Origin of the sequence: Anaerocolumna xylanovorans DSM 12503, assembly GCF_900143645.1 — a bacterium.
Classification (GTDB): Bacteria; Bacillota; Clostridia; order Lachnospirales; family Lachnospiraceae; genus Anaerocolumna; species Anaerocolumna xylanovorans.
The window spans coordinates 245,606-269,843 of record NZ_FRFD01000009.1 but is presented as its reverse complement, the minus strand read 5'-3'; the positions used below and the strand labels follow the sequence as shown (position 1 = coordinate 269,843).

Sequence of the window (24,238 nt, the reverse complement as noted above, 5' to 3'; positions counted from 1 at the left end):
GTTCTATCCCTTTTAAAGCGGATGTGTTCACCATTAAGGTATTCAAAGAATACCTAACTTGACACTGCTATTTTACTATTGTATGAGAGAAGGCAGTGATCCGCGGTCTTTAACCGGACTGTTTCCCGTGATTTTACGGTAGGCTCTGTAAAAGGCAGAATAATCCGAAAAGCCGCAGAGACGGGAAGCTTCTTCTGCACTGTGACCTCCCATAAGCAGCTGTTTGGCGTAAATGACACGTTTATAGGTCAGATAATCCCAAAGTGTGGTTCCGGTTGCCCTTCGGAAGACTTTGTTTAGATGATGTTTGCTAAGGCAGAACCTTTCGGCAATGAAATCAAGGGTTATCTGACTGGTAAAATGCTCATTTAAGTAGTTGATCACCTGATTGATGGTTTCAGAGTTTCCTTCCGTTTTATCAGGGATACCGGTTTTGCTTTGGCATGCCTTAATACGTGATAAGAGTGCTTCCAGATAGACAGGAACGAAAGTATCACGAAGATCAGCCGGGAGCTTTGCACATTCAATCAATGCCTCCAGAAAGGGGTAGAATTTCTCCTTTGCTGTTCCCTCGTAATAAATCTCTTTCTTATCCTCCCTGGTGACGCCTGGAAATACCGACAACAGCATTGTTCTCCGCTCCATGGATAACAGTTCCGGGAAGAAATGCAAGGCAATCCGGCGGTAGGTCGTATCACTGTTAATCCGTACTCCGTGAAAGACATTAGGAGCCAGGAGCAGCATACTGTGAGGAACCGGCTTGTAGTGTTTACCTTCTACCAAATAATCCACATCGCCTTCCAAAAAGTAGTAGACTTCAAAGAAGTTATGACAATGGAGCTGATAGTCCTTGCTTGTTTCATTGCTGTAGCTGTAGCCAAACATAATGTGTTCCGTTGTGATTTCTGCCAGTGCTGCCATAGGAAGCTCCTTTCAAGCCTTCGTTTTCTTAACTATAAAACAAAACCGCTATATTTACAATATAATTGTCCTCATATGCAATGGTATATACCGGGAAGATACGGTAGAATCAAACTAGAAGAAAACAAAAGAAAATAAGGAAAAGAGGCATAAACTTATGGAAGTGGGAGCGCAGCTATATACGGTAAGAAATTATATCCAAACAGAAGAAGATTTTGAGAGGACTATTAAAAAGATTGCAGATATTGGGTACCGTTATGTACAGATATCTGGAGCCGGAAAGGGGATAGCCCCGGAAAAGCTTCGGGAAATCTGCGACAGCCATGGCGTAAAGACGGTATTGACTCACAGTGATGTCAACCGTATTTTGTATGATACGGAGAATTTGATTAAGGAACATGACATCTTAGGCTGTCCTTATATTGGACTTGGAGCCATGCCTGAGAAATACAGGGGAGCGGACTGGCTGCCTTATTTTTATGAGGATTTTAAGGAGCCGGTAAAGAAAATTGCTGCAAGCGGGAAGCTTTTTATGTATCATAATCACAATTTTGAATTTGAGAAGGAAAATGGGGTAACCATACTGGAGAGGCTTTTGGAAGTTTTTACACCCCGGGAGATGGGAATAACTTTGGATACCTACTGGGTACAGGCAGCAGGAGCAGATGTTATCTGCTGGATTAAGAAACTAAAAGACAGATTGCCCTGTGTGCATCTTAAGGATATGGCGGTAGTTGGCGGCAATGGGGTGATGGCACCTGTCGGAGAAGGAAACCTTAATTTTTCAGGAATACTGGAGGCGTTAGAGGAAACCAACTGTGACTATCTGCTGGTGGAACAGGACACCTGCCAGACCAGTCCCTTTGGCTGCTTGAAACAAAGCTATGACAATCTGAAGAAATTGGGATATTAACAGAAAGGATTAAGGTTGAAAGAAAATATAAATGAAAGAGGTTAGAATCGGGATTATCGGAATCGGAAATATGGGAAGCACCCATGCAGAGAATATTAAAAAAGGTGAAATACCAGGACTTATACTGACTGCGGTGGCAGACAGAAAGGAAAGCAGAAGGGAATGGGTACGTGCTAATCTGGGAGAAGAGGTTGTTATCTTCTTAGAAGGAGAAGAGTTGATTGCTTCCGGCCTTTGTGATGCAGTACTGGTGGCTACACCTCATTATCAGCATCCGGGTCTTGTAATCAGTGCATTTCATCATGGGCTTCATGCCTTATGTGAGAAGCCGGCAGGAGTATACACAAAACAGGTCAGAGAAATGAATGAGGAGGCAGAAAAGCACAATCTGGTATTTGCCATGATGTTTAACCAAAGGACCAATCCGGTCTATAAAAAGATGCAGGAGTTGGTAGAGGGTAAAAGTCTCGGGGAAATAAAACGGGTCAACTGGATCATTACGGACTGGTACCGTACCCAGGCTTACTATGATTCAGGGGACTGGAGAGCGACCTGGGACGGTGAGGGAGGAGGCGTACTTTTAAACCAATGCCCTCATAACCTGGATTTATTGCAGTGGATATGCGGTATGCCAAAAGAGGTACAGGCATTTTGCCATAACGGCAAATGGCATAACATTGAGGTGGAGGATGATGTGACGGCTTATTTTACACTGGAAAACGGTGCTACAGGCGTATTCATTACCTCAACAGGTGATGCACCGGGAACCAACCGTTTTGAAATCACTTTGGAAAAGGGAAAGTTAGTGAGCGAAGAGGGTAAGCTTACCTTGTATGAACTTGCAGTAAATGAAAGAGAATACTGCTTTACAGCTACGGAAGGCTTTAAAAGGCCGGAAGGGGCTTATAGGGAATTAGACATTACAGGAGAGAACAGCCAGCATATAGGAGTGTTAAAAGCTTTTGCAGCAAGGATTCTTTCAGGAACTCCCTTAATAGCTGACGGAAGAGAAGGAATACAGGGGCTGATGCTTTCCAATGCCATGCATTTATCCTCCTGGTTAAATAAGCCGGTAACACTTCCCATAGACGAAGAGTTATTTTTGGAAGAACTTAATAAGAGAAGAGAGGCATCTGCCCGTAAAGAGAATGTGAAGGAAATCACTTTTGATACAAAAGGCAGCTACGGTAGCAAAAATGGAAACTGAAATAAGAGCAGCAATCGTAGGGTGCGGCAGTATTGCACAGGTTCATGCGGCCTGTCTGGACAGGCAAAAAGGGATAAAGCTTACTTCTGTCTGTGACATCAGAAAAGAGAGGGCAGAAGAGATTGCAAGACGGTATGGGGCGAAGGTGTATACTTCCTTGGAGGAAATGTTACGGGAAGAGGACCTTCAAGTGCTTCATATCTGCACGCCCCACTATCTTCATGTTCCGATGGCAGAAGCCGCATTAACAAAGGGAATGCATGTATTCATGGAGAAGCCGCCGGCCATGAGCTATGAGGAATATGCCGGATTAAAAGAAGCAGCAGGTACATCAAAAGGTCAGTTAGGACTATGCTTTCAGAACCGTTATAATCCCGGAACCCTGCAAGCAGCAGAGCTTATGAAGCACGGCATACCGGGAAAGGTCATAGGGGGAAGGGCTCTTGTCAGTTGGAGCAGGAATAAAGAATATTATACAGAGAGCGGCTGGAGAGGCAGCCTTAAGACAGAGGGAGGAGGAGTCTTGATCAATCAGGCGGTACATTCTCTGGATTTACTTACCCTGTTTCTTGGAAAGCCGGTTAAAGCAGATGCCGTAATGGCAAACCATCATCTGAAAGGTATTATAGAGGTGGAAGATATGATGGAAGCCTATATTCAGTACGAAAACGGTGTAAAGGGCTGCTTTTATGCGACAACAGCTTATTGTACCAATATGCCGCCCATTATTGAACTGCACTGTGAGAATATGAATCTGCGTATTGAAGAGATGAGAACAGCCTGCTTTGATTTTGAAGGCAGGGAAATAGATACCGGGAAGTTTCCTGTGAGTTTAGCAAAACAAAAGGAAAGTATGGGCAAAAGCTATTGGGGAGCAGGGCATCAGGATTGCATTACGGACTATTACCAGGCATTAAAGGAAGGAAAGAAGGTTCCTTTGGGTATCGAACAGATAAAAGACACGGTGGGACTAATGCTGGCGATATATGAATCGGCTAGAAATGGGAAAGAAGTTATCCTGTAAGCGTGAAGAAAAGGCATCATGCTGGAAAGGATGAATAAATGAAGGAGGACGGCATGCTTAAACTTTCTAAGATAACAGGCTTTGCAGATGAAATCAGTGAGGAGCTTAAAATCCAGATAAGACTTTTAAAAGAGCTTGGAATGGAATATCTGGAATTTCGCAGTGCAGGAGGCAGGAGCGTGGCAGATTTTGCTGCGGGAGAAGTAAAAGAGATAAGGGCATACTTAGACAGTGAGGGGATAAAGGTATCAGCCATTGGTTCTCCCGTAGGAAAGATATCTATAAATGACAGCTTTAAGGAGCATTTTGACAGCTTTAAGAGGGTAGCGGAAACAGCCCATATCCTTAATACCCCTAATATCAGGATATTCAGCTTTTATATCCCGGAGACAGAAGAGGCGGGAAAATATAAAAATGAAGTGATTGAACGCCTTGGAAGGCTTAAAGATTATGGGAAAAGCAATGGGGTAATTCTGCTGCACGAGAATGAAAAGGGTATTTACGGTGATTCTGCCCTTCGCTGCAAAGATATTATGGAAGCCCTTTTTGGTGACAGCTTTAAAGCGGTATTTGACTTCGCAAATTTTGTACAGTGCAAAGAGGACACGGTAAAGGCCTATGAACTCTTAAAACCGTATATTTCCTATGTGCATATAAAAGATGCGTTAAAGGAAACCGGAGAAGTCAGAGTAGCAGGAGAGGGAGACGGCAGGGTGAAGGAAATACTAAAAGAGCTTGATAAAGAAGGATACCGGGGATTTTTAAGCCTTGAGCCTCATCTTGCGGATTTTGCAGGTTTCCGGCAGCTTGAGAGAGACGGAATGAACTTTTCTCTTTCTGATAGTGAGAGGGCGTTTACAATGGCCTATGAAGCTTTGAGGAATATATTGAACCAATAAGCCCTGTAAAGCATATAATAACACAAAGATTTCTATGGTGAAGCAAGCTTGGGTATTAATAGTGTTAATGTAAGGGAATATCAGTTAAAGGGAGAGATGGAGTACAAGGGACAGAAGCTTTTGACCTATGAGATTCAGTATCCGCAATTTGCTTCAGAGCGGTTTCGCAGCTTCGCAAGAAAGCTTAGTGTATATTACAAGGCAGAGGCTACCCTTTACAAGAAGTATCATGTAACAAAGCTTTTTCAAATGGCAATTGATGATTATGAATACGCCACTGCCAATGATTTTCCGGTGAGGGCCTACGAAGTGTTAACAAATTATACAATTACGTATAATGACAACTGTGTATTAAGCCTGTTCTTTGACCGGTATGAATATACAGGAGGAGCCCATGGAATGACAACCAGAAGTGCAGATACCTGGAATTTAAAAAGCGGAAGAAGAATAGAATTGTCGGAATTTTTTCCGGGAAAGAAAGATTATACATCTTATATCATTGATGAAATAAACAAGCAGATAGCAAATAACATGATAGATAACAGTACCTTATATTTTGATGATGTAAAGGATCTGGTAAGAGAGAATTTTAATGAAAAGAACTTCTATGTAGTACCGGGAGGAATAATAATATTCTTCCAACTTTATGAAATCGCTCCCTATTCTAACGGAATACAGGCCTTTCTTATACCCTTTAAGGAGGGAGGGGCAGTACCTGTGCGCTGCTAGTATGGGCTGCTGCAAAAGCTATTTTGGATGGCGTAAGAAATCCCGTCGCTTTTTTCGTAATACACTGTCTTGAATCTGGTGTAAAGGAAAGCAACGGGATTTCTTATGTTCTTTAAATTTATCGGAAATTATCTTCATCGTGGTAATAAAGATATCTTTCCAGCTCTTCTTTTGATTGAAATTCCTTAGAATATGCCAGGAATTCGTCCCTCTTTGCATCATCCAGTTCCAGAAAAGCATCCCTTGCTGCTACATCATTGGCAAGATAAACTGCCAGAGCAGGGGGGAGCATATTATTAAATCCCAGGAAATTATCCATAAAATCATCCTTTCTTTCACATTCACACTATCTTTTAATAATTGTTACAGGAATAGGTTTTACAGGAAAGAATTAATTATACAATCCTTTTTTTGGATGAAAGGAAAGGTTGTATTTGAACAAGGCTTACGTTATAATAAAAACAGGCAGGATGGAAGAAAATAACTAAAGCTGTCGAAGCTGAATTAAGAAAGAAAAAAAGCGGGAGGTTATTTTATGGAGAAATACAGAATACTTGTGAAAGGTATTGTCCAATATGAAGATAAATATTTGTTGGTGGAGAGATGGTATGATGACAGGATCATGGATCCGTACCAATGGGAATTCATAGATGGAAAACTGGAATTCGGAGAAAGTCCGGAAAAGGGAGTGCTTCGTATTGTTTATGAAAATGCAGGGCTTACTGCCCATATTAACCGGATATTATATACATGGTCTTTTATGATAGGTGATGTCTGCAACATAGGAATCTGCTTCCATCTTCTGTGTATGAGTGATGATGTGGTTCTTTCGGAAGAATTAAATGATTTTAAATGGGTAACGAAAGAAGAAATTGAGAAATATGCAAGCAATAAGGCGATGTTGGAAGATATTGCAAAGGCTGAATTATAAAACTTTTAACTATAGTACAAGCTTATGATGTACAAGCCGTGTAAAAGAATGGAGGATAATGTGTCGGTATTAATTAAGAAAGGCCATGTACTGGACCCTTCTACCGGGGTGGACGGAATAAGGGATCTGTATGTAAAAAATGGACTCGTAGCAGCAGTTGGTAAGAATCTTGAGATTACTGCGGATGTGGTCATTGATGCGGAAGGACTTTACGTTATGCCGGGATTTATTGATTTGCATGTGCACTTAAGAGAGCCTGGCTTCGAATACAAGGAAACCATTATGACTGGCTCCCGGGCGGCGGCACGGGGTGGTTTTACCACTATATGCCCCATGCCAAATACCAGGCCGGCTATTGACAGCAAAGAGATGATTGAGTGGCTCAAGGAGAAGGAAAAAAAGGAAGCGCGGGTTCATATTCTTCCCATAGGCGCCGTAACATACGGACAGGCCGGTGAAGAACTGGCAGATATTGCAGGAATGGCAGCATCAGGGGCGGCAGCTATCAGTGAGGATGGAAAATCGGTTATGAGTACTTCCCTTTACAGAGAAGGGATGCTTAAGGCAAAAGAGGCAGGAATTCCGGTATTTGCCCATTGTGAAGACAAGGATTTGGCAGGAGATGGAGTCATTAATGAAGGAAATGTAGCAAAAGAGCTTCATTTACCCGGTATTTCCAATGCCGTTGAAGATATTATTGCAATCAGGGATATCCTGCTTGCCAAGGAAACAGGAGTAAGGCTTCATCTGTGCCACTGTTCCACAAAAGACAGCGTAGCTTTCCTTGAATGGGCTAAGAAAGAGGGACTTCCCGTAACGGGAGAAGTGTGCCCCCATCATTTTACCCTGACGGATGATGATATCCCTTGTGACGACAGCAATTATAAGATGAATCCTCCCCTAAGAAGCAAAGAGGATGTACAGGCATTAAAAGAGGGGCTTAAGAACGGTGTATTGGATGCAATTGCAACAGACCATGCACCTCACAGCAAAGAGGAGAAAGAAAAATCATTTCTTCATTCACCATTTGGCATAGTAGGCCTGGAGACAGCTTTTGCCCTTTCTTATACCGAACTGGTGGAACCGGGAATACTTACCTTTATGGAACTTGTGAAAAAGCTTAGTTATAACCCGGCAGATATACTGGGGATAGAAAGAGGAAGCCTAAGGGAAGGGAAGGCAGCTGATATCGTAATTGTTGATACCGGTGAGTGGTATAAGATAGATAAAGAGACTTTTGCTTCCATGGGCAGAAATACCCCTTTTCATGGCAGAAGAGTAAAAGGAAAAATAAAGTACACCCTTGTTGACGGACAGGTGGTTTATAAAGACTGACAAAAATTATAAAACGGAGGCAGTAATGATTCAGCAGTTAATTAACAAAATCCAGAAAACAGAGGCACCCATTGTTGTAGGACTTGACCCCATGCTTGATTATATTCCGGAACAGATAAAGGAAAAGGCATACAAGGAAAAAGGGGAAACATTAGCAGGAGCAGCAGAAGCCATCTGGCAGTTTAACAAAGGAATAGTAGATGCAACCTATGACCTGATACCGGCTGTAAAGCCGCAGATTGCTATGTATGAGCAGTTTGGTATTGAAGGTCTGATAGCTTATAAAAAGACCATTGAATACTGCAAGGAAAAAGGACTTGTTGTTATCGGAGATATCAAAAGAGGAGATATTGGCTCTACCTCTGCTGCCTATGCCGTAGGACATTTGGGAAAGGTTACGGTAGGAAAGAATACGTATAAGGGTTTTGATGAAGACTTTGCCACGGTAAATCCATATTTGGGCTCTGATGGTGTCAAGCCATTTATTGATGTCTGCAAGGAAGAAAAGAAGGGACTCTTCATTCTGGTTAAGACCTCCAATCCCTCCAGCGGTGAAATTCAGGATAAGCTCGTTGACGGAAAACCCTTATATGAGCTGATTGGTGAGATGGTTTCAGAATGGGGAAGGGAGCATATGGGAGACAGCTACAGCTATATCGGAGCGGTCGTTGGTGCTACTTATCCGGAAATGGGAAAGATACTAAGAAAGCTTATGCCAAAGACTTATATCCTGGTTCCCGGTTACGGAGCACAGGGAGGAAAGGCAGAAGATTTAGTGGATTACTTTAACAAGGACGGTCTTGGCGCCATTGTCAGTTCCTCCAGGGGTATTATTGCTGCCTATAAGGCTAAGAATTATGAAAAATTCGGACCGGAGGCCTATGCAGACGCTTCCAGACAGGCTGTTATTGACATGAGAGAAGAGATTAATACAGCACTGGTAAAAGGTGGTATTAAATAATATCAGGGCTGTTGTAAAATAAACGGCAGAAGAAGTCCTGCAATTTTCCTGTAACACACGGGCTTAAGTTCGGTGTGAAGAATAGCTGCAGGGCTTTTTCTGTTAAAATTACTATTTACTGCTTTTTGTCAATAAAAATAATCTGTTATACATATCGTGTTCAGGATAGTAGATTTCCTGATAATCTGTAATCTCAAAACCGGCGGAGAGTATATCCCGCCATTCTTCTGTTGTGTTATTCCATAGATAAAACCCATCATTTAAGAGATTGTCTTTTATTACCGTTATACCCCATTCCTCCATCTGTTCTTTTGTGATATAAGGATTCAATTTAACGAGTACTTTTCCGGATGTTTTCAGAATACGGTTAATATGTAACAGCAGGCTGCGGGCATCTTCTGGGTATAAATTATCTACGACATTAGACAGGATAACAGCATCAAATGTACTATCCTGTATATCACTTAGTTTTTCCAGTCCGCCGTCAATAAAAGCAAATGTTCCATTGGAAGTTGATAATTTTCTTTTTTCCGCAATTCTTATTGCTATGTCGGATATATCGATGCCTGTGTGATTTTTTGTTCCGCGTATGGAACAAAGAAAAATCAAAGTACCGTGTCCGCAGCCAAAATCCAAGACAGCTTCCGTATCCTGGCATAGCCAGTCTAATGCCCGGTCAAACACATCATTCCCGGTTGATTTTGCTGCAGGGATTGAAATCTGTTCTATTGCTTCGTAAATTGCATTTTCCTGTACTCTTATTTCTTCATATTTTTCTGACAAGATGCACCTCCACACATAAAAAGTCCCCTTCATCATTTGCTGTATACATTATACAGCAATATACTAATAGGATGCTATAATTAATTGTGATATAAGAATAGCCATCTTAAAAAAATACAATAAATAAAACTAAATATATTCATGAAGCGAAACACCAAATGGCTGTTATTCGTGTTATAATTTATGCAATGAAATATTTGGGAGGAGCTAAAGTTGAAAGGAATATATTATAATTCATCTATCCGTAAGAAAATACTGCTGGTGATTTTAGTATTTTCCCTGCTTTTGGTTGGTTCGACTACCATGATAACAGTACTGATATCCCGCAGTACATTAAAGGATCAACTAATCTATAACAGAAAGATGAGTATTGGCTGGCTGCAGGACCGGTTAGGCCTTGAAACAAAAGACTATATAAATCAATTTTACAATTTCGAAGTCAATAAGGGAATCAAAAACGTCATCATGGATTGGTGCAAAACAGGAAAGAGCCTGGATTATACCTCAAAACTGCAGCTTATCACAGCCATGAATACCGTAATAAGCATGGATAGTAACATCAATTCCATTGAAATATTTAATCTGAAGACAAATCAGGTCCTGGTAGCCAAGCGTTCCGGAGCGGATATGCAAGCGGCAGGAGATAAACTGAAGTTTTGGAAGGATAGAGAGAAATCTCTGCAGACGAACATTGTGTTTAAACGGGAAGGGAAAGAAATTATGATAGCCCATCAGGTTTATGACTTTTATGAGAATGTACCGGTTGCATTGATAACAATAAAGATAAGACCATATGAAATTCAGGACATATTAGAAAATATTAAAACAACAGAAGATGAATCGGTGATGCTTTTTAATGATGAGCAGGAATTAATAGAGGCTGATTACAGCAAAAGCGATTCCAAAATACAGACAGCAGACCTGGCAAAGGTTATTGAGAAATTTGCAAAGGGCAAGGAACAGGAATTCTACTATAAAGATAATTTCTGGTTTTACAGAAGTGTGAATAGAGGAAAGCTGATAATCCTTTTTGCGGTGCCAAGTTTCGTGATTACCAATGCTATGAGGCAGATGCTGATTGCCGGATCAATTATTTCCGGTATTGCAGTGATTATCTCCATTGGCGGTTCTGTTTTATTTTCGGGTATTTTTAGTAAGCCGATTATTGCACTTGCAGAGAAGATGAAAACAGCAATGATTAATAACTATTCCGAAGAGATTCCCTCTGATAGAAAGGATGAAATCGGAATACTGCAAAACAGCTTTAATCTAATGATGGAACGTAACCAAAGGTTAATAAAGCAGGAATACCAAAGTAAGATAGAAAAAAGAGAGGCACAGGTCAGAGCGCTGCAGGCACAGATAAACCCGCATTTCATGCATAACACCTTACAGACTATAGGCGGAATTGCTTTAGAAAAGAACGTAACTAAAATCTATGATATGACTACCTCCTTAAGTGATATTATGCGTTACTCTTTAAGCTTTACCAGGGAGATGGTGTGCATCAGAGAGGAAATACGCTATTTACAGGAGTATTTGAATATTCAAAATGAAAGATTTGATAACCGGATAGAATTTGAAGTACAGGTAAAAAAGGAGCTGATGGAATATGTGGTTCCCAAGCTTATCTTACAGCCAATACTGGAAAACAGCCTTGGGCATGGACTCATCAATAAAACAGGAACGTGGAAGATACAGTTAAAGGCCATGCTTACGGAAGAAGATGATTTGCTGTTAGAAATCAGTGATAACGGTATTGGTTTATCACAGGAGAGGTTGGCACAAATTCGTGAGATATTAAGAGGAGATGCGGGAAATGCATTAAAAACAAGCTCCCATATTGGACTCGGAAATGTACATTCACGTATAAGGCTAAAGTATCCTGATACAAAATACGGAGTCACCATTGAAAGCCAGACAGGGGAAGGGACAACCGTCCGGATACTCACAAAGGCCGTGAAGGAGAATAGAAAATATGACATTGGTGAAAGCAGTGATTATTGATGATGAAACCTGGACCAGAAAGGTTATCAGGCAATTGGGATACTGGGAAGAATTTGGTATCCGGATTGTTGGGGAAGCTTCTGACGGAGAGTATGGTCTGGAGCTGATACATCACATGAAGCCGGAAATTATCCTGGTTGATGTAAATATGCCGCTGTTAAACGGACTTGATTTGATTACCGCACTGCGGGGGGAAGGCAATGATGCCTGTGTTATCTTTGTCAGCGGGTATGATAATTATGAATTTGTCCGAAGCGCCATGAAGTTGGGAGCTTTGGATTATCTCCTAAAACCGGTAAAGCAGGAGGAGCTGAATCAGCTGTTAAGAAAATGCGTTCATACACTTCGGGAGAAAAAGGACGTAAGGGGAGAAAATTTAATCGGAAGCTTTTTAGATACTGCCTGGGCCGGAAGCTATTATAAGCTTAGGGATTCCCTTGCAGATGCCATGATTACCAGTGATATGCAGGTAATGAGGAGTATTCTGAATGACATCTATGAACTTATAGCAAAGAATGAATCAGAGCCGGTTCCAAAAGGGAGTATGATATGCATTTATTATTCCATGCTTGGTATCTTGCAGCAGTTTATCATGGAAAGGCAGTATGATGCGAAGGAAATCTTTGAGGGTAAAAGTACTGTCTTTGTATTCAGCAAAGAATGTTCCTTTGAAGAAATGTATAGCTTTCTGACAGATTTATATTATACGGCTTATACTAGAATACAGGAGTTGATCCATACCAGAAACCGGATTGATATAAAACAAATCATAGAGTATGTAAAAGAACATTATACGGAGGGAATCACCTTAGAGCAGGCTGCCGCGACTTTTTTCATCAGTAAGGAATATTTAAGCAAGATATTTAAAACGGTTGCAGGGAAAGGATTTTCAGAGTATGTTACCTCCCTTCGTATGGAACGTGCGAAAGAGCTGATAGTCTCCTACAAGATTCCGATAAAGGAGGTTGGTGAAATGCTTGGCTATGTTGATCAGGCGCATTTCTATAAGACCTTTAAAAAGTTCTATGGGAGAACTCCAGGAGAGCTGAAGGAAGATAATAATATACAATAAACTTAAACTGAAATGGAAAATGTTATTTACCATCCGGTATCTTATAATGTATTCAGACGGGAGATAGATGACATAAGAAGTGTAAAACATATTATTATATTCAGTCGGGAGGATTAGTTATGAAATCAGTAAGAAGGCTGCTGGCTTTGGGTGTGGCGGTAAGCGTAATTTTTTCTATGGGGGCCTGTGCAAAGAATGAGACAAAGGAACAACAGACTCAAGCACCGGTGAAAGAAGTGGAATTAAATGTCATGATGAGTTTTCCGCAGTATATGGACCAGTGGGAAACCTATTGCAAGCAATTTGAAGCTAAAATGGAAGAAAAAGGGATTAAGGTGAAGGTGAACCTGGAGATGCCAAGCTCCGATCAGTTCGAAAGTGTATTACAGGCCAGGATCTCCGGGGATGATGCACCGGACCTTTATACGCTGCATAGCAATAACATAGCCGCGTATGCGAAGGCAGGGAACCTGACGGATCTTACAAACCAGCCCCTTACAGGCAAAATTTATGAAAACGTAAGAAAAACTGTCACAGTGGATGGTAAAGTATTAGCGGTACCAATTGAGAGCCAGGCATGGGGAGTATTGTATAATAAAGATATTTTTGAAAAATGCGGTCTGAAAGCCCCTGATACATTGGATGAATTAAAGAATGTCTGCAAGGTTTTAAAGGAAAAAGGATATGCACCGTTTATGCTTGCCTTCCAGGAACAGTGGGTGCCTCAGCTTATGACAGCCCTTACCATAGGAGGAAAGGTCTCAGGGGAGAATAAGGACTGGCTGGAGAGAATGTATAAGGATGAAGCTTCCTATGAGGAAATTAAGGATATCTTCGATCCGATTGATGTTATCATCCAAAATGGTACGCAAAGGCCAATGGAAGAAGGCAGTGAGGCCGGAAGCGCAGATTTTGCAAATGGAAAGGCAGCCATGTATGTACAGGGAACCTGGGCAGCCCAGACTATTATGACAACAAATCCTAATATGAATATGGGAGTATTTCCGCTTCCTATCAATAACAATAAAGACTGTACTCTTGTGAATCTGTCAACCTCAACGACCTTAGGGGTATATCCTAACAGCAAGAATCTCGATATTGCTCTTGAATTTGCAAATTATGTACTGGATGATAAGGATTCCTCAGCACTTTTTAAATCCTGTTCCTTTAACCCTTTGGCAACGGTTCATAATTATGAATCCTCACCCTGGGTTGCTGATGCATCCAAATACGTAGAGCAGGGACGCTCTTATCAGGATTTGGTATTACCCTCGGCAGTAACAGATGAGCAGGGAAAATTACTGCAGGAATATTGTGTCGGTGCAGTGAAGGCGGATGAAATTATAAAGAAACTGGATGAGACTTTTAAAGAATCAAATGCTTTTAATAAGTAAAAAGTTAAGGGGCGGGCAAATGCCTGCTCCTTTTCTATCAGAATGAGGAGAAATAAAATGCATAGCAAGAAACGGGAAAACCTGACATTAATGCTCTTTGTGACACCGGCTTTGATCGTATACATCATCTTTAAACTTTATCCTGCCATAGCAGGTATGTTTTATGCATTGACGGATTGGAACGGTTTAAATAGGAGCTACCACTTTGTGGGAATCAGCAACTTTAAAGAAATTATGGCGGATACCGATTATTGGAATTCCCTTCTGTTTACAACGAAATATGTGGTGGTAATGCTTGTTGTAGCTAATGTTACCGCACTTATGTTTGCTGTTGCAATTGAGAGCAGGGCAAAGGGAAGGGGGATTTTCCGGACGCTTTTTTATATGCCGAATATGATTAGCATGATTATCGGCGGATATATGTGGTCCTTTATCTTTACAAAGGTGTTGTACTATCTGGCGGATAACTGGGGAATTACTTTTCTTGATAAATCCTGGATTGGTGACCCGAAGTATGCATTCATTGCCATTATCATTGTATCTGTATGGGGCTCTGCCGGATACCTGATGATTATCTATATGGCAGCCCTGCAGGGAGTTCCGGAATACTTAAAAGAGTCCGCCAGTTTAGACGGTGCCAATGCATGGCACAGGTTTTGGAAGATTATTTTTCCAATGATTCAGCCGGCTTTGACAATTTGTATTTTCTGGACATTAAATTCAGCTTTTCAGGTCTTTGATGTTATATACTCCCTGACGGGCGGAGGGCCGGGAAGGGTAACACAATCGGTTGCTATTAATATTTATGAGGAAGCCTTTTCAGGAAATATCCGGTATGGTTATGCAACAGCGAAATCATCGGTGCTCTTTCTTATTATACTTCTGATTACCATTATCCAGCTAAGGATTATGAAGGGAAAGGAGCAGGAACTTTAATATGTTAAGAAAAAAATCCATCTTTGATGTTATGATTTATCTTCTGTTGGCATTGGTAGCAGTCTTCTGGCTGTTTCCGCTGATTATGGCATTTGTCAATTCCTTTAAAACAAACGGAGAGCTGTTAACGAATGTCCTGTCAATGCCAAAGACGATTGACTTGAAAAATTACATACGTACCATTGAGAAAATGCATTACATTCGAAGCTTTGGCAATACGGTTCTGTTATCCTCCCTTAGTGTGGTTCTTATCATACTGTTTTCTGCCTTAGCCGGATGGAAACTATGCCGCACCAAAACAAAGCTCTCATCTGCTATTTTCAGCCTGTTTGTCTTTTCCATGCTGATACCTTTCAGTTCTATTATGATTCCCTTGTACCGGGTAGTACTGGCATTTCATATCAAGAATTCACTGGTGGGACTTTCTTTTGTTTACGCTGGACTGGGAGTCAGTATGGCTATTTTCCTTTACCATGGTTTTGTAAAAGGAATACCGATAGACTTGGAGGAGGCGGCTGCTATTGACGGCTGCAATAATATAAAAACCTTTTCACGCATTGTATTTCCCATGTTAAAACCCATAACGGCAACGATTTGTATTACCAATGTTTTGTGGGTATGGAATGATTTCCTTTTGCCTTTGATAAATATATCGGATAATAAAAAGTATACGCTGCTGTTATCGACCAATACCTTATTCGGACAGTACAGCAGTGATTGGTCCGCCATTTTAAGTGCCCTTATCCTGGCGGCAATACCGGTTATTATTTTCTATGCCATTTTTCAGAAGCAGATTTTAAAAGGGATTGCCGAGGGAGCGGTAAAAGGGTGAAATTACTCAATTGTTAACTTTTCTGTAAGTTAGTTTATCAAATTGTAAAATTAATTAAAGTTTAATTAATGGTATTCTTTCAAAAATAGTGTATAATCCTCTCTTGTAAGTAATAATCTATTACTGATATCAGGATGGCCATAACAGTACAGCGTGAGGGAGGACAAAGCATTGGTCTTTAGCAGTCTAGAGTTTATTTTTCGTTTTTTACCGGCATTCCTGGTACTATATTACCTGGTACCTGTGAGGTATCGGAATGTTGTTCTTCTTCTGGGAAGTATAATTTTTTATACTTTAGGTGATTATAAATACCTTATTTTACTTTTCTTATCTGTTATAGTCAACTATATTGCAGCAAAAAATATAAGACAGCAAAGGCAGGCACCGACACGAAAAAAAGCATGGCTGATTGCAGCATTAATGTACAATTTCGGCATGCTCTTTTTCTTTAAATATATTAACTTTGCAATTGAAAATATCAATGGAATCCTAACTATGATTTCCCCGGATGCTGTCATAGCATCTCTTAAAACGGGGCTGCCGCTTGGAGTCAGCTTCTATACCTTTCAGGCAGCAGCCTATATAATTGATGTCTACCGGGGAGATGTGGAGGAGGAGCCATCTATCCTGCAACTTGGTACATATCTTTTCATGTTCCCTAAGCTGGTATCAGGGCCGATAACCCCATATGAGGACATAAAGGCACAGCTTGTCTGCCGGAGAAACAGTTTCTTAAAAGTAGAAGAGGGGTTAAAAGTCTTTACCATCGGGCTTGGCATGAAGGTTTTATTAGCCAACCGCATCGGAATACTTTGGAATGATATACAGACGATTGGATTTCAGAGCATCTCAACGCCGCTTGCCTGGCTTGGAGCATTTGGTTACAGTTTACAGCTTTACTTTGATTTTCAAGGATATACGCTGATGGCAATAGGGATAGGAAAGATGATGGGATTTGAGCTGCCTGATAATTTCAATCATCCCTATATATCAAAATCCGTTACGGAATTTTGGCGCAGATGGCATATTACTCTGGGAAAATGGTTTAAGAATTACGTATATATACCGCTTGGAGGCAACCGAAGAGGAAAGGGGCGTCTTGCCTTCAATCTGTTTGTTGTGTGGCTGCTTACCGGTCTGTGGCATGGAGCCAGCTGGAATTACATTCTTTGGGGCTTGTCACTATTTTTTCTGATTTTGCTGGAAAAGCTCTATTTAAAACCTTATCTGGATAAATCAAAGGTTTTGGCAAGACTCTATATGCTGCTTGTCATACCGCTTACCTGGATGCTGTTTGCTATCAATAACCTTACGGATGCAGGGATTTATTTCGGAAGAATGTTTTCTTTGGTTCCCGGGATAAGCGTAAATCCTTATGATATTATAAAATATCTGGGGCAGTACAAATGGCTCTTCCTGTTCGGAATCTTCTTTTGCCTTCCCTATGGGCAGAAGTGGTTTGAAAAGTATAAGAACAGTATTTGGAGTACAGGAATACTATTTTTAATTTTCTGGTATTGTGTATACCAGCTTGCAAATGGGATAAATAATCCCTTTCTGTATTTTCAGTTTTAAAAAGCGAATGTAACAGAAAATTCGGGTTGAAAAAACAAAAATGCTGTAAAGATTTGATATTTTCGAAAGGAGTTAGTATGAAGTCCTTTAAGAATCCGGGGAGATATCCCTTTATGATGCTGCTGATTTTTAGTACCCTGATCCTTACGGTACTGGGCTATATAGGCAAAGACACCGTTTATGCGGGTTATTCTGTGAATTTATTTAAGAACCCGCAGCTTGCGGTGGTTTTTGAGGGGATAAAGGACAGGAATTATCCGTGGAAAGCAGCAAAAGACGACACTTCTTTAGATATAAATAAAGAAGTGGCTGACAATAGTGAAGCAAATGTGGATGACACAGCAGATGAAAATGCTTCAATAGAGAAAAATACATCGGAAAACAGTCACAAGGATGATACGATAGATAAAACCACCGGTAGCAAGGCAGAGGATACGGGCAAAACAACGGGAGAAGATAAGGCAGATAACGGTAATTCAAATAATACGGAAAAAGAGGATGTATCTGCTTCCGGCGGCTCAAAGGATGCAAAAGATTCAAAGGATGCAAAAGATTCAAAGGATGCAAAAGATTCAAAGGATGCAAAAGATCCGGAGGGTGCAAAAGATTCAGAGAATGCAAAAAATCCGGAGGATTCAAAGGGCGCAAAGGATTCAGCGGATTCAAAGGATTCAAAAGACTCAAAGAATTCGAAAAAGCCAACGGATTCAAAGCCTGGGGCCAAAGAAGATACCTATGAGTTTGCTACTGTAAAAGAAAGCTATTTTAAAGATGCTTTGTTCATCGGAGACTCCAGAACCGTTGGGCTGTCAGAATATTCAGGGTGGGAAGACCCAACCTATTACGCCGATGTAGGTCTTACCATATATGATATTTTTGATAAGAAAGTGGCAGAGGTTGACGGACAAAAGATTACAATAGAGGAAGCTTTAAAAAAGAAAAGTTTTAAGAAAATATATGTTATGTTAGGCATCAACGAAATGGGAACCGGCACGGCCAAGACCTTTACCGCGGAATATAAAAAGGTAGTGGGGAAGATAGAAAAACTGCAGCCGGACGCCACTATATTTGTAGAAGCCATTATGAATGTAACGAAGAAAAAATCCGATACGGACCCTATATTTAACAATAAAAACATCAAAGAGAGAAATGAACACCTTGCCAGGCTTGCCGATAATAAGAAAGTCTTTTATATTGATGTGAATGAAGCAATTACGGACAATACAGGGGGGATACCGGAAAAATACACCTTTGATAATATCCATTTGAAGGCTGTTTATTATAAAATATGGACGGACTTTCTGTTAAAGCATGGGGTTGTTAAAAAGTAATTTCTTATTTTCCTGTTTTATCTGGCTGGCGGCCTGCGATAGAGTATAATCGAGAGGGCCGCCGGCTTTCTTGGCATTTACTGTTCTTTCTAAAGTTTGGCATCTGCAATCTCCACAATGTCTTCTTCCGCTGCCACCGGCTCGGCATCTGTCTCTGGTTTGACTTTCTTTCCGGCATTCTGCACATATTCAATCAGCAGAGAGGAAATAATTACTGTTACCAGAGAATAAGCAATACGGTTAAGGGAAATATAGGTCAGAGATAAGCCCAGGACGGTGATATCCGTAGCAAGGTATACACGTGAAATACGGCAATGGAGTAATTTTGAAAGAATCAGTGCCAATGCATCGTCACCGCCGCTTGAGGCTCCCTGCCTGATAATAAGGCCGACACCGATACCCACAAAGAGACCCCCGGCAATGGCTGCCGCAAGAGGATAGGAGGAAAGGTTTGGAAGTACCGGAGGAAACTGTTCCCATAGTTTAAAAAATCCAGCCAGGCATAGGGTTGAGACAAGAGATATCTTAATAAAATCCTTTCCCAGATACCGGAAGGCAAAGCCGTAGCAGAGAATGTCCAATATCGGAGTTAGAAGGGACGGTGATATGCCGGTCCAATTGTTTAAGAGGAGAATCAACCCTAATACACCGCCCTCAGTGATGTGGGTCTGTCTGTGAATGTTATATATTCCGAAGGAAGAGATGGCAGTGCCGAGCAGGATAGCTGCCATCTTTCCGGTGGTTAAAAGTCTTTTTTTATTCTTTGAAAATAACATAGTTGTTTTACCTTTCTGGTTTTTCGTATACTTGAGAGAGGATATCCCTACCAATTTAGTTTAAACTCTGGTATAATACCAATGTCAAGTACCTTATAAATTATCCCGGGCGGCAAGGAGGTTATACACCTGTGAAGGATTATTATAAAATTAACGAGATATCAAAGCTTTATGGTATAGGAGTAGACTCTCTGCGCTACTATGAAAGAATTGGGATACTAAAACCCAAAAGAGATGTTAACGGTTACAGGTTGTACAGTCTCAAGGATATTTACAAACTGAATATTATCTCTGATTTAAGAGGGTTGGATTTTTCTATGAAACAAATTAGAGAATACCTTGATCATCAGAGTATCGATAATACTCTGGCCCTTCTTAAGGAGGAAGAGGATTTTATAGCAGAGCAGTTAAAAAGCCTTAAAAACAGAAAACAGATAATTAAAGAGCGGATGGCTGCCTTAACGGAAGCATCCGGGACGAAAGCGGATATCTATACGGTGAAAGCATTGCCGGAGCGTCCCTGCGTCCGGATAAATGAGTATATTACCAGAGATGAAGAAATGGATTTTGCGGTAAAGAAGCTCCATAGGAAGCATGAAAGCAAGATACGTGATTTCGGAAATCAGGCAATTGGAGCGACAGTAGCTTTGGAGGATATTAATAATGGGCTTATAAATGTTTACCATAATGTATTTTTTATTCTGGAGCCTGCAGCTGCCGTGTATGATTTTCTGATACCAAAGGGACAGTATCTGTCCTGCCATTACAGGGGAGAATACCTTCAAAGCACAGAGCGGATAAGGGATATGCTTAACCTTGCCAGAGAGAGGAAGTATCAGGTATTGAGTGATCCCTTTGAAATATACATTATCGACAACCGGGAAACCATGAAGCAGGAAGAATTTCTAACGGAAATTCAGGTTAGAATTTTTTGATTAGCCGTGTTAAATGTTCATTGGGGCAGAGAAAGGTATGGAGTTAACCGGGTGTACGAAAAATGGAGGAAAGTATGAGCAGAAGAAAACAATTAAAAATGAGAAAGGTAGGGCTTGAGCATCTGGAGCAGTACAATCAGCTGTTAAGATATGTTTTCCAGGTGACGGACAGGGAACTGCATCAGAGCGGCTGGGAAGAGGATGAGATTATTAGGGCTAAGTCACCTGTGTTAGAGCAGGCAGATGTTCTTGGCTGGTTTGATGGTGATAAATTGATATCCCAGGCAGCAGTATATCCCTTTCAGGTACGTATCTTTAACCAGACTTATGACATGGGAGGGCTTACAGGAGTAGGTACTTACCCGGAATATTCCGGCCAGGGACTGATGCATAAGCTCTTGTGCCAGGCACTTGAAAATATGCGCAGCCGCAAGCAATCTATATCGTATCTGTATCCTTATTCCATCCCCTATTACCGCAGAAAGGGCTGGGAGATCATATCAGACGTCATTACCTTTGAGATTAACGATTACCAGCTTCCAAAGAATAAACGGGTATCCGGTGAAATAGAGCGTGTTACAGTAGAAAGCGACCAGGTAAAGAAGGCCTATGAGCGTTTTGCAATGCTGACCCATGGTGCCATGCTTCGTAATGAGCTTGCCTGGAACGAATATTGGCTCTGGGATACGGATGACTTAATGGCTGCCATTTATTATAACGAGGCGGGGCAGCCTGACGGATACGTCCTTTATTGGATTTCAGATGAAGTTTTTCATATCAAGGATATGATTTTTATAAATGAAGAAGCGCGCATTGGATTATGGAACTTTATCAGTGCCCATTTTTCCATGATTTCTAAGGTTATTGGGAATATCCATACCGACGAACCTCTGGCTTTTCTTTTAGAAGATGCGGATATTAAAGAAACCATATCACCTTACTTTATGGCACGTATAGTAGATTTGGAGATGTTTATTGCAGCGTATCCCTTTAAGCCGGATACATCAGACAGAGAATGGACCTTTACGTTGGATGATCCTTTGCTTTCCTGGAATCAGGGAACCTTTACCCTGCATATAACAGCCGGAGGAAAAGGAAAGGTAATCCGTACGGGGGAGAAGAGCTCTGATAAGATAGATATTCAGACTATGACTACTATGCTTTTGGGCTATAAGCGGCCGGATTATCTGCAAAAGATCGGACGTATATCCTGCAGTCCACAGACTCTGGATATGTTAGAGGATGCAATAGAACAGCAGACCCCTTATTTCTCGGATTATTTTTAACGTATCAGTATTCTCTATATGCCATGAGTACCGTAAACAACTCTATACCTATTCGGAAATTCTGCTTTTAATTGAAAAATACGGCTTGCCTTAGGTGTGGAACCCGGACGGAATTTACGGACCGGAGCGTTACATAGAGGTGCAGGTCTGGAGTGATAATATCCCGGGAATCCTATTGGCATGCCGATAATAAAAGGATGAATAAATAGAACTATGCTGCAAATACTGTTAAAAATATCATGTTGGAGGCATAGTTATGAAAAAGAAAACAGAAAAAGAAGAACAGCGAAAATCCAAGGAAACCTTTAACCAGACTACTCATAAGGAAACACCGGAAAACCAGAATCAGGCTCATAACGTGGTCAGAGAAGGCACCGGTCCTATCAACCAGCGGAAATAAATAAAAAAACAGTAGTACTATAAATATGAAAAGCCCTATAGCTCTCTGCAATATGCCGTTAAAAGGCAGGCAGGGAGTTTATAGGGCTTTATCTTTATACTTTCTTAACAACGGAGCCTGGTATCTGAACACCTTATTAATACAAAATTTGCTATTATCATAGGTACAGTAAGGCAAAAAGATAATTAACAAAGATGGGAGTGATAGGAATGGGAACTGTGATAGTTCTGGCAGGTATAACCGGACTTGGATTGCTGGTATATCTTTTTTATGTCTTATTTCGAGGTGAGAATATATGAGTAAGATTATATTGCAGGAGGTTTTATTCCTGATTTTATTGGTTGGATTTTCTATCCCTCTGGGGCTTTTCATGTATAAGGTGATGAGCGGTGAAAAAGTATTTTTAACGAGACTGTTAAAGCCGGTGGAGAATTGTTTTTACCGGCTTATGGGAATTAAGGCAGAGGAAGAAATGAGTGCAAAGAAATATGCCTTCTCGGTAATTATCTTTAGCATGGCAGGCTTTCTCTTTCTGTTCCTGCTATTGCTGCTTCAGGGAATACTTCCCTTTAATACGGAAGGAATGAAGGGATTAAGCTTTGACCTGGCATTTAATACCACAGCAAGCTTTGTTACCAACACAAACTGGCAGGCATATTCCGGGGAGTCCTCTCTTTCCTACCTGTCACAGTTCTTAGGACTTACGGTTCAGAATTTCGTATCTGCCGGAGTGGGAATTGCGGTGCTTTTTGCCTTGATAAGAGGATTTATTATAAAAGAAAAGAAAGCAATCGGAAACTTTTGGGCTGATGTTACAAGAGCCGTGGTATATATACTGCTTCCCCTCTCCCTTGTGGTGGCCGTACTTTTAGTGTCCCAGGGAGTGGTGCAGAATTTCTCCTCCTATAAGGAGATTACTGCATTGCAGGATGGTGCCGCACAGATTCTGCCCATGGGACCGGCGGCCAGCCAGGTTGCCATCAAGCAGTTAGGAACCAACGGAGGTGGATTTTTCGGAATGAACTCTGCTTATCCTTTTGAAAATCCTACTTCCTTTTCCAATCTGCTTCAGATGCTTTCCATCCTTTTGATACCGGCAGCCCTTCTGGTAAGCTTTGGTAAAGCAGTTAAGGATAAGAGACAGGGAAGAACTCTGTATGCAGTCATGATGATTTTGTTTGTGGCAGCTCTTATTTTTACTACGGTAAGTGAACAATATACGGCTCCGTCCTATGCGGGAGTTTCCTATTCCGGCAACATGGAAGGAAAGGAGACCATTCATGGTGTGGGCATGTCTTCTCTGTGGGCAGTTGTAACGACGGCCGCTTCCAACGGTTCTGTCAATGCCATGCATGACAGTCTCACTCCTCTTGGCGGATTGATGCCTTTATTTTTAATGCAGCTTGGAGAAATCGTATTCGGCGGAGCAGGAAGCGGCCTATACGGAATCCTTAGCTTTGTATTATTGGCGGTATTTATAGCCGGTCTAATGGTGGGCAGGACGCCGGAATATCTGGGAAAAAAGGTTGAACCCTATGATATGAAGATGGTATGCCTGCTTATTCTGGTACCGCCCTTAGTATCCCTTTTAGGAACAGGAGCCGCTGTTTTGATGCCCTCCGTACAAGGATGGCTTACGAACTCCGGTGCTCATGGATTTTCAGAAATTTTGTATGCCTTTTCCTCTATGGGCAATAACAACGGAAGTGCCTTTGGAGGATTTACGGCCAATACGCCTTTTACGAATATCACAGGGGGAGTTATCATGCTCCTTGCAAGATTTATTCCGTTAATAGCGGTGATTTTCCTTGGCGGCAATATGGCGGGGAAAAAGCCCGTAGCAGCAAGTGAAGGAACCCTTTCCACCAGTAACGGCATGTTTGCGGGACTCTTGATCGGAGTTATCCTGATTGTTACGGCATTAAGCTTCCTGCCGGCTCTTGCGCTGGGGCCTGTGGCGGATTATTTCACAACGCGTTAAAGAAGGAGAC

General features: G+C 41.3%; 24 protein-coding genes. 20 read left to right on the top strand and 4 right to left on the bottom strand.

The window, feature by feature from the left end; genetic code table 11:
• Positions 1-75 precede the first annotated feature (75 nt).
• A complete protein-coding gene (locus BUF11_RS16165; RefSeq protein ID WP_073589886.1) occupies positions 76-921 on the bottom strand; it encodes an AraC family transcriptional regulator in 846 nt (281 codons plus the stop codon).
• A gap of 157 nt (positions 922-1,078) precedes the next feature.
• Between BUF11_RS16165 and BUF11_RS16160 the strand changes: the two genes are divergently transcribed.
• The 5 genes from BUF11_RS16160 to BUF11_RS16140 are packed head-to-tail and all read left to right on the top strand — an operon-like array spanning position 1,079 to position 5,693.
• On the top strand, positions 1,079-1,834 hold the full coding sequence (locus tag BUF11_RS16160; RefSeq protein ID WP_073589885.1) for a sugar phosphate isomerase/epimerase family protein: 756 nt from the start codon (positions 1,079-1,081) through the stop codon (positions 1,832-1,834).
• Positions 1,835-1,865: 31 nt separating this feature from the next.
• Positions 1,866-3,041 (top strand): Gfo/Idh/MocA family protein, encoded by a 1,176-nt coding sequence (locus BUF11_RS16155; RefSeq protein ID WP_073589884.1) that lies wholly within the window; start codon positions 1,866-1,868, stop codon positions 3,039-3,041.
• Positions 3,001-4,065: a Gfo/Idh/MocA family protein gene (locus tag BUF11_RS16150; RefSeq protein WP_242952387.1), complete on the top strand. Its 1,065-nt coding sequence runs from the start codon at positions 3,001-3,003 to the stop codon at positions 4,063-4,065. Before BUF11_RS16155 ends, BUF11_RS16150 begins: the two co-directional genes overlap by 41 nt.
• Before the next feature lie 53 nt (positions 4,066-4,118).
• Positions 4,119-4,964, top strand: coding sequence for a sugar phosphate isomerase/epimerase family protein (locus BUF11_RS16145; protein ID WP_073589953.1), 846 nt, complete (start codon positions 4,119-4,121; stop codon positions 4,962-4,964).
• Between the two features lie 48 nt (positions 4,965-5,012).
• Positions 5,013-5,693, top strand: a complete 681-nt coding sequence (locus tag BUF11_RS16140) for a DUF3298 and DUF4163 domain-containing protein (protein ID WP_084558704.1) — start codon at positions 5,013-5,015, stop codon at positions 5,691-5,693.
• A 118-nt stretch (positions 5,694-5,811) separates the two neighbouring features.
• On the opposite strand, the gene BUF11_RS16135 is transcribed toward BUF11_RS16140, so the two are convergent.
• Complete coding sequence (locus BUF11_RS16135) at positions 5,812-6,012, bottom strand: hypothetical protein (protein ID WP_073589883.1); 201 nt, start codon at positions 6,010-6,012, stop codon at positions 5,812-5,814.
• Positions 6,013-6,228: 216 nt separating this feature from the next.
• Here BUF11_RS16135 and BUF11_RS16130 point away from each other — a divergent pair, with 216 nt between their 5' ends.
• Genes BUF11_RS16130 through pyrF form a run of 3 tightly spaced genes read left to right on the top strand, consistent with a single transcriptional unit; the run spans position 6,229 to position 8,920 of the window.
• On the top strand, positions 6,229-6,624 hold the full coding sequence (locus BUF11_RS16130) for an NUDIX domain-containing protein (RefSeq protein ID WP_073589882.1): 396 nt from the start codon (positions 6,229-6,231) through the stop codon (positions 6,622-6,624).
• Positions 6,625-6,684: 60 nt separating this feature from the next.
• Positions 6,685-7,959, top strand: a complete 1,275-nt coding sequence (locus BUF11_RS16125; RefSeq protein ID WP_073589881.1) for a dihydroorotase — start codon at positions 6,685-6,687, stop codon at positions 7,957-7,959.
• Positions 7,960-7,984: 25 nt separating this feature from the next.
• Positions 7,985-8,920, top strand: coding sequence for an orotidine-5'-phosphate decarboxylase (gene pyrF, locus BUF11_RS16120; RefSeq protein ID WP_073589880.1), 936 nt, complete (start codon positions 7,985-7,987; stop codon positions 8,918-8,920).
• Positions 8,921-9,031: 111 nt separating this feature from the next.
• Here the strand turns inward: pyrF and BUF11_RS16115 are convergent, their stop codons facing one another.
• On the bottom strand, positions 9,032-9,703 hold the full coding sequence (locus BUF11_RS16115) for a class I SAM-dependent methyltransferase (protein ID WP_073589879.1): 672 nt from the start codon (positions 9,701-9,703) through the stop codon (positions 9,032-9,034).
• Positions 9,704-9,916: 213 nt separating this feature from the next.
• Here BUF11_RS16115 and BUF11_RS16110 point away from each other — a divergent pair, with 213 nt between their 5' ends.
• The 7 genes from BUF11_RS16110 to BUF11_RS24435 all read left to right on the top strand — a co-directional run bounded on the left by BUF11_RS16110 (position 9,917) and on the right by BUF11_RS24435 (position 18,850).
• A complete protein-coding gene (locus BUF11_RS16110) occupies positions 9,917-11,710 on the top strand; it encodes a sensor histidine kinase (RefSeq protein ID WP_073589878.1) in 1,794 nt (597 codons plus the stop codon).
• Positions 11,682-12,782, top strand: coding sequence for a response regulator transcription factor (locus BUF11_RS16105; protein WP_073589877.1), 1,101 nt, complete (start codon positions 11,682-11,684; stop codon positions 12,780-12,782). Before BUF11_RS16110 ends, BUF11_RS16105 begins: the two co-directional genes overlap by 29 nt.
• Positions 12,783-12,901: 119 nt before the next feature.
• Positions 12,902-14,176, top strand: coding sequence for an ABC transporter substrate-binding protein (locus BUF11_RS16100; RefSeq protein WP_073589876.1), 1,275 nt, complete (start codon positions 12,902-12,904; stop codon positions 14,174-14,176).
• A gap of 57 nt (positions 14,177-14,233) precedes the next feature.
• A complete protein-coding gene (locus BUF11_RS16095; RefSeq protein WP_073589875.1) occupies positions 14,234-15,112 on the top strand; it encodes a carbohydrate ABC transporter permease in 879 nt (292 codons plus the stop codon).
• A gap of 1 nt (position 15,113) precedes the next feature.
• On the top strand, positions 15,114-15,944 hold the full coding sequence (locus tag BUF11_RS16090; protein ID WP_073589874.1) for a carbohydrate ABC transporter permease: 831 nt from the start codon (positions 15,114-15,116) through the stop codon (positions 15,942-15,944).
• 171 nt (positions 15,945-16,115) lie between these two features.
• Positions 16,116-17,519, top strand: coding sequence for an MBOAT family O-acyltransferase (locus BUF11_RS16085; RefSeq protein ID WP_073589873.1), 1,404 nt, complete (start codon positions 16,116-16,118; stop codon positions 17,517-17,519).
• Positions 17,520-17,596: 77 nt separating this feature from the next.
• Entirely contained in the window at positions 17,597-18,850 is a 1,254-nt protein-coding gene (locus tag BUF11_RS24435; protein WP_084558702.1) for a GDSL-type esterase/lipase family protein, read from the top strand.
• Between the two features lie 89 nt (positions 18,851-18,939).
• Here the strand turns inward: BUF11_RS24435 and BUF11_RS16070 are convergent, their stop codons facing one another.
• Positions 18,940-19,626, bottom strand: a complete 687-nt coding sequence (locus tag BUF11_RS16070) for a YitT family protein (RefSeq protein WP_073589870.1) — start codon at positions 19,624-19,626, stop codon at positions 18,940-18,942.
• Positions 19,627-19,757: 131 nt separating this feature from the next.
• Here BUF11_RS16070 and BUF11_RS16065 point away from each other — a divergent pair, with 131 nt between their 5' ends.
• From BUF11_RS16065 to kdpA, 5 genes are all read left to right on the top strand, one after another.
• On the top strand, positions 19,758-20,561 hold the full coding sequence (locus BUF11_RS16065) for a MerR family transcriptional regulator (protein WP_073589869.1): 804 nt from the start codon (positions 19,758-19,760) through the stop codon (positions 20,559-20,561).
• Between the two features lie 74 nt (positions 20,562-20,635).
• Complete coding sequence (locus tag BUF11_RS16060; RefSeq protein WP_073589868.1) at positions 20,636-21,847, top strand: GNAT family N-acetyltransferase; 1,212 nt, start codon at positions 20,636-20,638, stop codon at positions 21,845-21,847.
• A gap of 256 nt (positions 21,848-22,103) precedes the next feature.
• Positions 22,104-22,247, top strand: a complete 144-nt coding sequence (locus BUF11_RS24430; RefSeq protein ID WP_175562082.1) for a hypothetical protein — start codon at positions 22,104-22,106, stop codon at positions 22,245-22,247.
• Between the two features lie 209 nt (positions 22,248-22,456).
• The gene (locus tag BUF11_RS16055; protein WP_139243439.1) at positions 22,457-22,546 is read left to right on the top strand and encodes a potassium-transporting ATPase subunit F; all 90 of its coding nucleotides are present in this window, start codon (positions 22,457-22,459) and stop codon (positions 22,544-22,546) included.
• Positions 22,543-24,228 carry a potassium-transporting ATPase subunit KdpA gene (kdpA, locus tag BUF11_RS16050; protein ID WP_073589866.1) on the top strand — a complete coding sequence of 562 codons (1,686 nt, stop codon included), beginning with the start codon at positions 22,543-22,545 and terminating at the stop codon, positions 24,226-24,228. Before BUF11_RS16055 ends, kdpA begins: the two co-directional genes overlap by 4 nt.
• The last annotated feature ends 10 nt before the right edge of the window (positions 24,229-24,238 follow it).